Origin of the sequence: Devosia sp. Root436 (assembly GCF_001426345.1) — a bacterium.
Classification (GTDB): Bacteria; Pseudomonadota; Alphaproteobacteria; order Rhizobiales; family Devosiaceae; genus Devosia.
The window spans coordinates 233,040-245,091 of sequence record NZ_LMEM01000009.1; the positions used below are offsets into that span (position 1 = coordinate 233,040).

Here is a 12,052-nt window from a genome sequence, read left to right on the forward strand (position 1 = left end):
GGCTTTTTCACAAACTGATTCCGTTTATTCCGCCGCAGCGCGCTTGGGCTGAACCTCTGCGCTATAGGCATCGATCAGCGTCCTGCACCCTTCGCCCGACGTGAACTTGTACTGCCCGATCTCGCTGACCGGCGTGACCTCGGCAGCCGTACCCGTCAGGAAGCACTCGTCGAAGTCGGCAAGCTCTTCCGGCAGAATATGGCGTTCGGTAACCGTGTAGCCATTGCGCTTGGCCAGGTCGATCAGCGTCTGCCGCGTAATACCATTGAGGAAGCAGTCCGGGGTCGGCGTGGTGATGTCCTTGCCCTTGATGAAGAACACGTTGGCGCCGGTGGCCTCGGCCACATAGCCGCGATAGTCCAGCATCATGGAGTCGGCATAGCCATTGGCCATGGCCGCGTCCTTGGACAGCGTGCAGATCATGTAGAGGCCGGCGGCCTTGGCCGAGGACGGAATCGTCTCCGGGCTCGGGCGCTTCCACTTGCTCCATTCCAGGCGAATGCCCTTGAGCTTTTCCTCGACCGAAAAATAGCTCGGCCACACCCAGGCGGCGATCGCCAGATGCACCGTATTGTTGCGCGCCGGAACGCTCAACTCTTCCGAGCCGCGCCAGGCCACGGGACGCACATAGGCATCGACCAGGCCGTTCTTTTCCAGCACCGCGCGCTTGGCTTCCTCGATCTGCTCCACCGACCACGGCATGGGCATGTCGAGCGTCTTGGCCGAGCGGATCAGCCGCTCGGTATGCTCGCGCGACTTGAAGATTTCGCCGCCATAGGCGCGCTCGCCCTCGAATACCGAGCTGGCATAGTGCAGCCCGTGCGTCAGCACGTGAATCTTTGCGTCTTTCCACGGTTTGAATTCGCCATCAAACCAGATCCAGCCATCGCGCTGGTCCATCGGCACGCCTGCCATCGTCCTCTCCCGCATATTCCTGTTGGGCGCCGCCACACGCGGCCATCCGTTTGGCGCCAATCATGCCTCAGGCCCAAGGCCTTGGCAAACCACAAAGGCTGAGGGATAAGACGGAACGGCGTCCTGATGGGAAGACAATGGCAGCGCACCAGAAAAATGTCAACATAGCTGACATAAATTCCGCCCCGCCCGGCGGCGAGGCGCTGCCCCTCGACATTATGGGCCTGTTTTTCTTCGCCTATCGCGATTTCACCGGCGATGCCGATGCCCTGCTCGGCCGCCAGGGCTTTGGCCGGGCGCATCACCGCGTGCTCTATTTCGTCAATCTGCGCCCCGGCATGCCGGTGGCCGACCTGCTCGATATTCTCAAGATCACCAAGCAGAGCCTGGCCCGCGTGCTGCGCCAGTTGATCGACAACGGCTATATCGAGCAGAAGACCGGCCATTCCGACCGCCGCCAGCGCCTGCTCCACGCCACCGACAAGGGACGGCAATTCTTCGCCACCCTGTCCGCCACCCAGGCCAGCCGCATCACCGCGGCCATCGCCGCCCTGCCGCCCGATTCCCGCCGCGTGGTCACCCGCTTCCTCGCCGGCATGGTCGACCCCGCCGACCGCCCCGTACTGGACCGGCTGAACCTGACGAACGGGCTGTAGCCTAGATCGGCAGCCCGGTTCGCGCCTTGACCGTGCGGATGCTCATGTTCGAGTGAATTCGCGCCACCCCGGGCAGGCGCGCGCTGAGCCGCCGATGCAGCCGCTCGAAATCCTCATGGTCCTGGCAGACCACCCGCAGGATATAATCCGATTGCCCAGCCATCAGGTGGCATTCGAGCACTTCGGGAATGTCTTGCACTGCGGCTTCGAACGCGTCCAGCGCCGCCTCGCTCTGGCTGGTCAGCCCCACCTCGATGAAAAACTGCATCGAATAGCCCAGCCGCCCGGCATTGAGCACGGCGCGATAACCCTCAATCAGCCCCTGCTCCTCCAGCGCCTTGAGCCGCCGGTGGCAGGCCGAGGCAGATAGGCCCACCGCATCTCCCAGCACCTGCACGCTCTTGCGGCTGTCTACCTGCAGCGCCCGCAACAGCTTGCGGTCCACACCATCGATCTGCAATGTCATTGCGCGTTTTCCGTCCTGCCTCGAATGTCATTCGACATTTCAGCGGCGGGCGCCCGAGTGCAAGCCAAAAAGAAAAGGGCGCGAAACCGAAGTCTCGCGCCCCCACCGGAGACACCACAAAGGAGCGTCAGCCTCTGCAGCAGTCCACCGATCGCCTGGCGCCCGGGAGGAACAGGCACCAAAGCCAATCCCGGACTACCGCGGTGGACCGCGGCCGGGTTCAGTCGGATAACGATGCTGACCGGCAAGAGTTCCCGGCGACCGGCCCTGCCTAGAAATCGCCGCGCAGCGACAGGCCGATGCCCGCCTTGTCGTAGCTCTCGCCGGGATCGGCATGGCGCGACCACGATAGCGTCGCCCGATAGGTGAAGCGTTCGGACACGGCATAGCTTGCCCCCACCATGGCCGTGCGCACCGAACGGCTGATACTGTCGTCGAACAACCCCCATTCCTGCTGCGCCGCGAGGCTTGCCGACAGCGCAATATCCGGCGTCAGCAGCCATGTCGCGCCGAGATCCAGGGCGGCCGTTCGTCCCGCCGCCCCATCGAGCGGATCGGCCAGTTCGACTCCGGTTTCCGCATTGAGCGCCAGCGTCACCCCGGCCATCGGCACCACGCTCGCCGAGACCGAGACATAGGGCATGGTCCAGATCATCCCGCTCAAACCCTTGGGCCAGACCAGGTCGAGGCCACCGGCCCCCTCTGCCGACCAGCCGCCATCGGCCACCCTCAAGCCGGCGCTGACCCGGCCGCCATCGACCGGGATGCGCAGATAGGTGATCCGGTCGGCTTCCGGGATCAGCGTGAACCACGCCTCCAACCCCGTCAGCATCGCCAGATTGGGCGACAAAGCCCGCTCCCAGTCTATCCGCCCCGCGACCGAACCCACCTGGGGCGTCAGCCGCAATGGCGGCAGGCCGAGCCCGCCCAGCACGCTCTCGCCAGGCAACACCCAGTCGCCCGTCACCGCCACGACTACCTGCTGGTCGACCCCTCTCAGGGTGAACTCGGCCACATATTCATGCTCGCTCGCCGGGCTGCGCACCGGAACCACGAGCCCTCCGACCGACAGGTCATCCCCGGTCCAGCTCTGCGTCACCGCATAGCCCAGCCGCAACGCCGCCGCCCCCAGCGCCAGTTGCGCCTCGATGGCGCCGGTCACTTCCGCATCATCCTCGAACCTAAAGGTCGCTAAGCGGGTCTGGCTCATGGCCAGGCTGCCACGCAGCAGCAGGTTGCCGGTCTGGCCGGTCAGCGACATGTCGTGGCTATGGGTCACGTAGAAATCCGCCCCGCCCGCCGCGCTGTCGGTGGCGTTGGAGGTCCAGCCGGTTTCGATTTCGCTCGACAGCGCCAGGGGCGATTGCGCCACGCTCGGCGCGGCGCCCAGAATTGCCATCAACACCGGAGCAACGCAAAGCCTGCCCATCCCCGCCTCCTGTCACGGATGCAGGATCGACGGTTTCGGTAACCAATATTTCACGTAGGGGCTAAGTCATTCCCCGTATTTGTCCTGGTTGAAATTGACCATTAACGCAGGAGAACCGGTTTGTAAGTATTTGATTAACTATATTCTTCTTCGCTCAACCCGGATTTTGTCGGGCATGATGCTCAAGCACGATCACGACCGGACCGAAGAGATTTGCGGCGAATTGCGCGCCTGGCGTATCCGCTCGCGGCTGCGCCAGGATGCCATCGCCAAATGCCTGGGCGTGGCGCAAAGCCAGATCAGCCGTTGGGAAAGCGGGCGGGAATTGCCGCGCCCGCACAATATCGAAGCCATTCGCCGGCTCATTCGCGGGCCGGAAATCGATCCGCTGCTGGCGCTCAAGCATTTCGTCATCCATTCCAGCCAGCACCTGCTGCTGTTTGATGACCAACTCGCCATCCTGGCGCGCAGCCTGCCCTTCCAGGCCTCGCCCAATCCGCTCGACCGCTTCGGCTGGGTGCTCGATCCCGAGCGCAACCCGCCCTTCGCTCCGGTGCAGCGGCGCTATCTTGAATTGCTGCGCGATCCCGGTGGCGTGGTCGGCCTTACCATCACCCTGCCCTTCCGCCATGAAGGCACGCACTGGACCGCCAGCATCGGCAAGACCATTCATTCCATTGCCGGCATCAGGGTGTGCCTCTGCGAATTGAGCTTCGGTCCTGCCGGCCCCGGCGCCGCCGATATCCGCGTCGAGGAAGTCCGGCTCGATCCCACCGGAGAAACGCGCCGCTCCATGACCCTCTGGCATTTGCCGCAATAGGAAAGGTCCGCACCGGGGCAGCGGCGCGGACCCTCCGGGGTGGGGCCTGGAGGTCTGGCCCCAGGGGAGCGCGGCCTACCAGTGCCTGCGGTTGTGGCCGCCCAGCCCAAGAATGCCGTTGCCGCTCAGCACGCCGTTCAGCAGGCCGTTGCCGCTCAGCAGGCCATTGGCATTGCCGTTGCCGATCCCCGACAGGATGGAGCTGTTATTGCCCACCGCGATCGTATTACCGTTGAGCACGTTGATGTCGCGCGTGGTCAGCCCCACGGCGATACCGGTGATATTGGACAGCAGGTTATTGCTGACCCGCTTGTGAAAGAAGCCGCCGGCCTGGGCGCCCGAAGTCATCGCCATGACGGCAACGACCGATACCGCGATCAAGGTCTTCATCTTACGCATACTCCCGATTTTTCTGTGTCGTATTCGACGCAGCAACGGAAACATCGAGCACCGGCGCCCGGCAATCTTGCCCCCCGATTTTATGCGTTCCATGCGAACTATGCGTGCCAAGGGCGTCAAACCGGTCGAAAACCGCCATAATCGGCCGCCACTTTGCCCGCAAATCAGGAGATGCCCCATGCTGTCCCGAACCCTGCTGAGCCTCGCCGCCTTGGCCCTGTTGTCGATCCCCGCCGCCGCCGATGGCGACCCGCTGGCCGATCTCATCGGCACCAATTGGCAACTGGCTGCGCTCGACGGCGCTCCCGTCGACACGAAAGTCACCTCTACGCTGGTCATCTCGGCCGACAGTATTGGCGGCAATGGCGGCTGCAACACCTATGGCGGCAATCTCGCCGCGACGCCTGATGGCATCGACATCACCGAGGTCTTCTCCACCATGATGGCCTGCGATGGCCTGGCCCAGGAACAGGCCTTCTTCGCCGCACTGGAAGCGACGGACGGCTTCGCCATTGTCGATGGCAACCTGCATCTGCTGGAAGGCGACACCATCGTCGCCGAGTTCACGCCGGGTAGTTAAACCAACGTGCCGGTATCGCCGCGCATGTAACCCGCCCGTGGCTTCAATCACGGTGTCCTCCGGGCGCGGATAGACCTCAAGATGGATCCTGGCCTTCGCCGGGATGACATCGCCTAAGCGAATGCTCATGAGTTCAAAGTGAACACGAAAATCAAAAGCCCCACGCCCGGAGGCGCGGGGCCGAGGGTGTTGGTGCAAACAACCTCTGCCGAAGAAAAATCTTCGGTGCGCCGAGTTTAGCCCAACCCCCGGCCCCGGTCACCCCGCCGCCCGATTTTCGTGCAGCGATCCACCGGCATTGCACGATCTGCACATTATTTAACCACACCTCGATATACCCGCCTCGAAAACAGGCAATCGCTTGGCGCTGGCTGGTTGTGGTCAGGCCGCAGGTCACGCAGCACTTCCTCATACCCACATTGAATCAAAGCCTTAGGGCTTGCCGCCCGGCGCTGGCATGGCCTTTGCAATTATTCCGACGGTGCAAACACATATCTGTCGGAGGTAAACATGACAGGAGTAAACCGCGCTATTGCGGGGCTGGGGCTGGGCGTGGCTATGACGATGGGCGCAATTGCCGTTCCGGCAGTCGCCCAGGACGACACCATCAAGGTCGGCGTCCTCCATTCGCTGTCGGGCACGATGGCCATTTCCGAAACGACGCTCAAGGACACGATGCTGTTCCTGATCGACGAGCAGAACAAGAAGGGGGGCCTTCTCGGCAAGCAGCTTGAAGCCGTCGTGGTCGATCCCGCCTCCGACTGGCCGCTCTTCGCCGAAAAGGCCCGTGAACTGATCGAAGTCAATGGCGTCGCCGCCGTGTTCGGCTGCTGGACCTCGTCTTCGCGCAAGTCGGTCCTGCCGGTCTTCGAGGAACTGAACTCCATCCTCTTCTACCCCGTGCAATACGAGGGCGAGGAAAGCCAGCGCAACGTGTTCTATACCGGCGCCGCCCCCAACCAGCAGGCCATTCCGGCCGTCGATTACCTCATGGAAAATGCCGGCGTCGAACGCTGGGTGCTCGCCGGCACCGACTATGTCTATCCGCAGACTACCAACAAGATTCTCGAGCAATACCTGCTCGATCACGGCGTTGCCGCCGAAGACATCATGATCAACTATACCCCTTTCGGCCATTCCGATTGGCAGACCATCGTCTCCGACATCAAGGCCTTCGGCTCGACCGGCAAGATGACGGCGGTGATCTCGACGATCAACGGCGACGCCAACGTGCCCTTCTACAAGGAACTGGCCAACCAGGGCATCAAGGCCGAGGACATTCCGGTCATCGCCTTCTCGGTCGGCGAAGAAGAGCTTGCCGGCTTCGACACCACCCCGCTGGTCGGCCATCTCGCCGCCTGGAACTACTTCCAGTCCGTCGATACCCCGGAAAACGAAGCCTTCATCGCGGCCTGGCGGGCCTTCATGGGCAATCCGGACAAGGTGACCAACGATCCGATGGAAGCCACCGTTATCGGCTTCAACCTCTGGGTCCAGGCCGTCGAAAAGGCCGGCACCACCGATACCAATGCCGTGCTCGACGCCATCATCGGCCTCGAAACCCCGAACCTGACCGGCGGCATCGCCAAGATGCTCCCGAACCACCACATCACCAAGCCGGTGCTGATCGGTGAAATCCAGGCCGATGGCCAGTTCGAAGTCGTGTCGGAATCCGACCTCGTCCCGGGCGACGCCTGGTCTGACTTCCTGCCCGAATCCAAGCTGATCGAGGCCGACTGGACCGCCCCGATCTCGTGCGGCAACTACAATACCGAAACCAAGACCTGCGGCGGCGACGTAGCCGCGGTGCAGTAGCGGCCAATTGATTGCGAGGACGGCTTCGGCCGCCCTCGCCCAGCGATCTCTCAAAACCCGCGATGTCATCCCGGCGAAGGCCGGGATCCATCCTGAGATCTCAAGACGGGTCCCGGCCTTCGCCGGGATGACACCGAGTTACTGGTCAGATCGGGGCTGCCATGGCGTTCTCCAAAATACTAGCAACCCTGATCATATTGCTGGGCGCCGTCCCGGCCTACGCCCAACTCGTCGACACCGAACTCACCTCGCTCATCGACGCCCTCGCCCCCGGCAGCTTCAAGGACCGCGAAGCCGCCATCGGCACACTCGTCGCCACCGGCGACCAGCGCGTCGTGCCGATCCTTGAAACCCTGCTCGAAGGCGAGCTCTACTTCGATGAACCCAGTGGCAAGGTGGTCTTCACGACGCAACCCGGTGGCAAGGGTGACCTGACCGATCCGCTCACCGAAGCAGAATTGGCGCCGCTCACCGGCGACAACCTCGAAAAGGTCAAGGTCAATAACGGCCTGCGCCGCGTCCTGCGCACCGCCATCGGCCAGATGACCCTGCTGAGCGAAAACAGCTCCGTGCGCCTTTCCGCCGCCCAATCCATCCTGCGCGATGCCGATCCGGCCCAGCTCGAACTGCTCGATAGCGCCCTGGCTGCCGAGGCGGACCCCACCATCAGGCGCGTGATGGAACAGGCCCGCGCCGTCATCATGCTCAAGTCACCTGATGCCTCGATCACGGACAAGACCGCCGCCATCGCCGTCGTCCAGGCCATTGGCGGCCGCGACGCGCTCAATACGCTGACCACGGCCCTCGCCAGCGCACCCGATGAGCTCAAACCTTCTATTCAATCCGCCATTGATGGCCTCGCCCGCGACCAGGCCGTCTGGGACGTGGCGCAGAACGTCTGGTTCGGCGTCTCGCTCGGCTCCGTCCTGTTGCTCGCCGCCATCGGCCTCGCCATCACCTTCGGCGTCATGGGCGTCATCAACATGGCCCATGGCGAAATGGTCATGCTCGGCGCCTACACCACTTTCGTGGTGCAGGAGATCATCCGACAGAATGCCCCCGGCCTGTTCGACTGGTCCCTGGCCATCGCCCTGCCCCTGGCCTTTCTCTTCACCGCCCTTGTCGGCGTCGCCATCGAGCGCGGCATCATCCGCTTCCTTTATGGCCGGCCCCTCGAAACCCTGCTCGCCACCTGGGGCCTGTCCCTCATCATCCAGCAGGCGGTGCAGCGCATCTTCACCGCCAATATCCGCGAAGTCGGCAATCCGAGCTGGATGTCCGGATCGTTCGAGCTGGGCGGCCTCGCCATCACCTGGAACCGCTTCTACATCGTCATCTTCGCCGCCCTGGTCTTTGTGGCCCTGCTGCTGGTGCTCAAGTACACCGCCATTGGCCTCCACATGCGCGCCGTCACGCAAAACCGCCGCATGGCCTCCGCCATGGGCATCCGCACCCCCCTGGTCGATGCCCTGACCTTCGGCCTCGGCTCCGGCATTGCCGGCCTCGCCGGCGTGGCCCTCAGCCAGATCGGCAATGTGTCGCCCAATCTGGGCCAGGGCTATATCATCGACAGCTTCATGGTCGTGGTCTTCGGCGGCGTCGGCAATCTCTGGGGCACCCTGGTCGGCGCCCTGACGCTGGGCATCGCCAACAAGTTCATCGAGCCCTATGCCGGCGCGGTGCTCGGCAAGATCATCATTCTCGTTCTCATCATCCTGTTCATCCAGCGCCGTCCCCGCGGCCTCTTCGCGCTCAAGGGACGCTCGATCGAAGCATGATTGCTGCTTTCAACAAAACCCCCTCATCCGTCGCTTCGCGCCACCTTCTCCCACGAGGGGAGAAGGGTCCTGACTGCGGACTCACGGCTCAATCCCCTTCTCCCCTCGTGGGAGAAGGTGCCCGAAGGGCGGATGAGGGGTCCTTCCTTGGAGGCGCGTTGCCATGCTGACCCAGGCCCTGTTCCGAGCCCTCGACAAAAAGGCCCTCATCCTGGTCGCCATCCTCATCCTGGTCGCCGTCGCCGTGCCGGCCTCCAACCTGCTGCTGCCGGCCGACAACCCGTTCCGCCTGCCCAACTATGCCGTGCCGCTCTTCGGCAAATACCTGACCTACGCCATGCTCGCCTTGGCCCTCGACCTCGTCTGGGGCTATTGCGGCATTCTCTCGCTCGGCCACGGCGCCTTCTTCGCCATCGGCGGCTATGCCATGGGCATGTATCTCATGCGCCAGATCGGCACCCGCGGCGTCTACGCCAACCCGACCCTGCCCGATTTCATGGTCTTCCTGAACTGGAAGGAACTGCCCTGGTACTGGCTCGGCATGGACAATTTCGCCTTCGCCATGCTGATGGTCGTCCTCGTCCCGGGCCTGCTCGCCTTCATCTTCGGCTTCCTCGCCTTCCGCAGCCGCGTCACCGGCGTCTATCTCTCCATCATCACCCAGGCCATGACCTATGCCCTGCTGCTGGCCTTCTTCCGCAACGATATGGGCTTCGGCGGCAATAATGGCCTGACCGACTTCAAGGACATCCTCGGCGTCCCGGTCCAGGCCACCTCCACCCGCGCGGCCCTCTTTGCTGCATCGGCCATCGCCCTGGCGCTGGCCGTCCTTGCCTGTTCGATGATCGTCAATTCCAAGCTCGGCAAGGTCATGGTCGCCGTGCGCGACGCCGAAAGCCGCACCCGGTTCCTCGGCTACCGCGTCGAATATGTTAAGCTCTTCGCCTTCGTGGTGTCGGCCATCATCGCCGGCATAGCCGGAGCGCTCTATGTGCCCCAGGTCGGTATCATCAATCCGTCCGAATTCGAGCCGGCCAACTCCATCGAAGTGGTCATCTGGACCGCCGTGGGTGGCCGCGGCACCATTATCGGGCCAATCATCGGCGGTATCCTGGTCAACGTGGGCAAGTCCTACTTCACCGGCGCCTTTCCCGAATACTGGCTCTTCGCTCTCGGCGCCCTCTTCGTCGTGACGACGCTGTTCCTGCCCAAGGGCATTGTCGGCCTGATCGGCCAATATCGCGCCGCGACAACCAAGCGCGAGCAGCATGATCGCGACGCGCCGACCCCGATGCAGGTGGAAGCCGGCACCGATCCCCAACCCAATCCGGCGGAATAGGCCATGACCACCGACAAGACCGGCACCATGCTCTATCTCGACGGCGTCTCCGTCGCCTTCGACGGCTTCAAGGCCATCAACAATCTCTCGATCATCGTCCACCCCGCCGAAATGCTCGCTATTATCGGCCCCAACGGCGCCGGCAAGACCACGATGATGGATATCATCACCGGCAAGACCCGCCCCGATGATGGCCAGGTGCTGTTCGACGGCCGCACCGATCTCACCAGGCTCGACGAAGCCGCCATCGCCAACCTCGGCATCGGCCGCAAGTTCCAGAAACCCACGGTCTTCGAAAGCCACACCATCTGGGACAATATCGAGATGGCGCTCAAAAAGCCGCGCGGCGTCTTCCCGGCGCTCTTCTATGTCGCCGACGAAGCCGATATCGCCCGCATCACCGAAATTCTCGAGACCGTGCGCCTGCTCGGTCGCAAGGACGACTATGCCGCCAATCTCAGCCACGGCCAGAAGCAGTGGCTCGAAATCGGCATGCTGCTGGCCCAGGATCCCAAGCTGCTGCTGGTCGACGAGCCCGTCGCCGGGATGACCGATGCCGAAACCATCGAAACCGCCAAGCTGCTCAAGCAGATCGCCCAGACCCGCTCCGTCGTCGTGGTCGAACACGACATGAGCTTCGTGCGCGAACTCGGCTCCCGCGTCACCTGCCTCGCCGAAGGCGCCGTCCTGGCCGAAGGCAGCCTCGACCAGGTCAGCGCCAATCCCGTCGTCATCGAAAGGTACCTCGGACGATGAGCACCGCCCTCTCCATCAACGCCGTCGACCTCCATTACGGCGCCGCCCAGGTCCTGAAATCGGTCTCCATCACCTGCAAGCCCGGGCGCATCACCGCGGTTCTGGGCCGCAACGGCGTCGGCAAATCCTCCACCCTGCGCGCCATCACCGGCATCAACACCATCACCTCGGGCGAAATCACCTTCGGCGACGAAGTCCTGCGCAAGGCCCCGCCTTACAAGCGCGCGCGCCTGGGTATCGGCTACGTGCCGCAGGGCCGCGAGATTTTCCCGCTGCTGACGGTCAAGGAAAACCTCGAAACCGGCTATGCCGGCCTGCCGCGCGCCGACAAGAACATCCCGTCCTACATCCTGGAGCTCTTCCCCGTGCTCAAGTCCATGCTGGGCCGGCGGGGCGGGGACCTCTCGGGCGGCCAGCAGCAACAGCTCGCCATCGGGCGCGCGCTGGTCACCCGACCCAGGGTGCTGGTACTCGACGAGCCCACCGAGGGCATCCAGCCTTCCATCATCAAGGATATCGGCCGCGCGCTGCAATTCCTGCGCGACGAAAAGGGCATGACCATCCTGTTGGTCGAACAGTTCCTCGATTTCTGCCGCGAGATTGCCGACGATATCTACGTCATGGATCGTGGTGAAATTCAGCATGCCGGTCTGGCCAGCGACCTCGACCTGCCCGATGTCCGCCGCCACCTCATGGTCTAGACGAAAAAACGCCCGGCAATGCCGGGCGTTCAGAATATTGGGAGGATAGTTTACTGCGGAGCGGCAACGGGCTCTTCGATGAAGCCGGCTTCCAGGCAGTTCTCGAGGGTAACCTGTTCGATATCGACAGCACCCAGGGTCGTGCCACCTTCTTCGGTGACCGAATCCTCAGTAGGTTCGCTAGAGTCGGTTTCGGACGTTCCGACAGCCTGGTTGGCTTCGGTCTGCAGGTCCACGCAATAGTTCTTCACGCGTTCCATGTCCGCCTCGGACACTTCTGCATTGCCGATCATGGTCTGGGCATAAGCCATACCGCTGAAGCCAAGGGCGGCGGTGAGTACAGCAGCGGATGCAATGGTTTTGATGTGCATTTTAATAGCCTTCTATAATGTCTCAAT

General features: G+C 63.1%; 13 protein-coding genes. 8 read left to right on the plus strand and 5 right to left on the minus strand.

Annotation, left to right across the window (positions count from 1 at the left end):
- Window positions 1-24: 24 nt before the first annotated feature.
- On the minus strand, window positions 25-915 hold the full coding sequence (locus ASD04_RS06140) for a branched-chain amino acid aminotransferase (RefSeq protein WP_056254086.1): 891 nt from the start codon (window positions 913-915) through the stop codon (window positions 25-27).
- A 137-nt stretch (window positions 916-1,052) separates the two neighbouring features.
- On the opposite strand from ASD04_RS06140, the gene ASD04_RS06145 reads away from it, so the two are divergent.
- On the plus strand, window positions 1,053-1,571 hold the full coding sequence (locus ASD04_RS06145) for a MarR family transcriptional regulator (RefSeq protein ID WP_056254090.1): 519 nt from the start codon (window positions 1,053-1,055) through the stop codon (window positions 1,569-1,571).
- Window position 1,572: 1 nt separating this feature from the next.
- On the opposite strand, the gene ASD04_RS06150 is transcribed toward ASD04_RS06145, so the two are convergent.
- On the minus strand, window positions 1,573-2,037 hold the full coding sequence (locus tag ASD04_RS06150; protein ID WP_156461134.1) for an Lrp/AsnC family transcriptional regulator: 465 nt from the start codon (window positions 2,035-2,037) through the stop codon (window positions 1,573-1,575).
- A 271-nt stretch (window positions 2,038-2,308) separates the two neighbouring features.
- Entirely contained in the window at window positions 2,309-3,466 is a 1,158-nt protein-coding gene (locus ASD04_RS06155) for a hypothetical protein (protein ID WP_156461135.1), read from the minus strand.
- A 175-nt stretch (window positions 3,467-3,641) separates the two neighbouring features.
- Here ASD04_RS06155 and ASD04_RS06160 point away from each other — a divergent pair, with 175 nt between their 5' ends.
- Window positions 3,642-4,286 carry a helix-turn-helix transcriptional regulator gene (locus tag ASD04_RS06160; protein ID WP_056254096.1) on the plus strand — a complete coding sequence of 215 codons (645 nt, stop codon included), beginning with the start codon at window positions 3,642-3,644 and terminating at the stop codon, window positions 4,284-4,286.
- A 75-nt stretch (window positions 4,287-4,361) separates the two neighbouring features.
- Here the strand turns inward: ASD04_RS06160 and ASD04_RS06165 are convergent, their stop codons facing one another.
- Complete coding sequence (locus ASD04_RS06165; RefSeq protein WP_056254098.1) at window positions 4,362-4,676, minus strand: hypothetical protein; 315 nt, start codon at window positions 4,674-4,676, stop codon at window positions 4,362-4,364.
- Window positions 4,677-4,863: 187 nt separating this feature from the next.
- Here ASD04_RS06165 and ASD04_RS19590 point away from each other — a divergent pair, with 187 nt between their 5' ends.
- The 6 genes from ASD04_RS19590 (at window position 4,864) to urtE (ending at window position 11,654) form a co-directional block, all read left to right on the plus strand.
- Window positions 4,864-5,265, plus strand: coding sequence for an META domain-containing protein (locus ASD04_RS19590; RefSeq protein WP_056254099.1), 402 nt, complete (start codon window positions 4,864-4,866; stop codon window positions 5,263-5,265).
- Between the two features lie 558 nt (window positions 5,266-5,823).
- On the plus strand, window positions 5,824-7,080 hold the full coding sequence (urtA, locus tag ASD04_RS06175; RefSeq protein ID WP_156461179.1) for an urea ABC transporter substrate-binding protein: 1,257 nt from the start codon (window positions 5,824-5,826) through the stop codon (window positions 7,078-7,080).
- A gap of 161 nt (window positions 7,081-7,241) precedes the next feature.
- A complete protein-coding gene (gene urtB, locus ASD04_RS06180; protein ID WP_056254104.1) occupies window positions 7,242-8,858 on the plus strand; it encodes an urea ABC transporter permease subunit UrtB in 1,617 nt (538 codons plus the stop codon).
- Between the two features lie 163 nt (window positions 8,859-9,021).
- Entirely contained in the window at window positions 9,022-10,197 is a 1,176-nt protein-coding gene (urtC, locus tag ASD04_RS06185) for an urea ABC transporter permease subunit UrtC (RefSeq protein ID WP_056254107.1), read from the plus strand.
- 3 nt (window positions 10,198-10,200) lie between these two features.
- Window positions 10,201-10,953, plus strand: a complete 753-nt coding sequence (gene urtD / locus ASD04_RS06190) for an urea ABC transporter ATP-binding protein UrtD (protein ID WP_056254110.1) — start codon at window positions 10,201-10,203, stop codon at window positions 10,951-10,953.
- The gene (gene urtE, locus ASD04_RS06195; protein WP_056254114.1) at window positions 10,950-11,654 is read left to right on the plus strand and encodes an urea ABC transporter ATP-binding subunit UrtE; all 705 of its coding nucleotides are present in this window, start codon (window positions 10,950-10,952) and stop codon (window positions 11,652-11,654) included. The genes urtD and urtE overlap by 4 nt, the downstream gene beginning before the upstream one ends.
- 50 nt (window positions 11,655-11,704) lie before the next feature.
- On the opposite strand, the gene ASD04_RS06200 is transcribed toward urtE, so the two are convergent.
- Window positions 11,705-12,025, minus strand: coding sequence for a hypothetical protein (locus tag ASD04_RS06200; protein WP_056254119.1), 321 nt, complete (start codon window positions 12,023-12,025; stop codon window positions 11,705-11,707).
- Window positions 12,026-12,052: the final 27 nt, after the last annotated feature.

Coding starts and splice junctions, on each gene's coding strand:
- ASD04_RS06200 (WP_056254119.1), bottom strand. CDS start 12,025: ATGCACATCAAAACCATTGCATCCGCTGCTGTACTCACCGCCGCCCTT.
- urtB (WP_056254104.1), top strand. CDS start 7,242: ATGGCGTTCTCCAAAATACTAGCAACCCTGATCATATTGCTGGGCGCC.
- ASD04_RS06155 (WP_156461135.1), bottom strand. CDS start 3,466: ATGGGCAGGCTTTGCGTTGCTCCGGTGTTGATGGCAATTCTGGGCGCC.
- ASD04_RS06150 (WP_156461134.1), bottom strand. CDS start 2,037: ATGACATTGCAGATCGATGGTGTGGACCGCAAGCTGTTGCGGGCGCTG.
- urtE (WP_056254114.1), top strand. CDS start 10,950: ATGAGCACCGCCCTCTCCATCAACGCCGTCGACCTCCATTACGGCGCC.
- urtC (WP_056254107.1), top strand. CDS start 9,022: ATGCTGACCCAGGCCCTGTTCCGAGCCCTCGACAAAAAGGCCCTCATC.
- ASD04_RS06160 (WP_056254096.1), top strand. CDS start 3,642: ATGATGCTCAAGCACGATCACGACCGGACCGAAGAGATTTGCGGCGAA.
- urtD (WP_056254110.1), top strand. CDS start 10,201: ATGACCACCGACAAGACCGGCACCATGCTCTATCTCGACGGCGTCTCC.
- ASD04_RS06145 (WP_056254090.1), top strand. CDS start 1,053: ATGGCAGCGCACCAGAAAAATGTCAACATAGCTGACATAAATTCCGCC.
- ASD04_RS19590 (WP_056254099.1), top strand. CDS start 4,864: ATGCTGTCCCGAACCCTGCTGAGCCTCGCCGCCTTGGCCCTGTTGTCG.
- urtA (WP_156461179.1), top strand. CDS start 5,824: ATGACGATGGGCGCAATTGCCGTTCCGGCAGTCGCCCAGGACGACACC.
- ASD04_RS06165 (WP_056254098.1), bottom strand. CDS start 4,676: ATGAAGACCTTGATCGCGGTATCGGTCGTTGCCGTCATGGCGATGACT.
- ASD04_RS06140 (WP_056254086.1), bottom strand. CDS start 915: ATGGCAGGCGTGCCGATGGACCAGCGCGATGGCTGGATCTGGTTTGAT.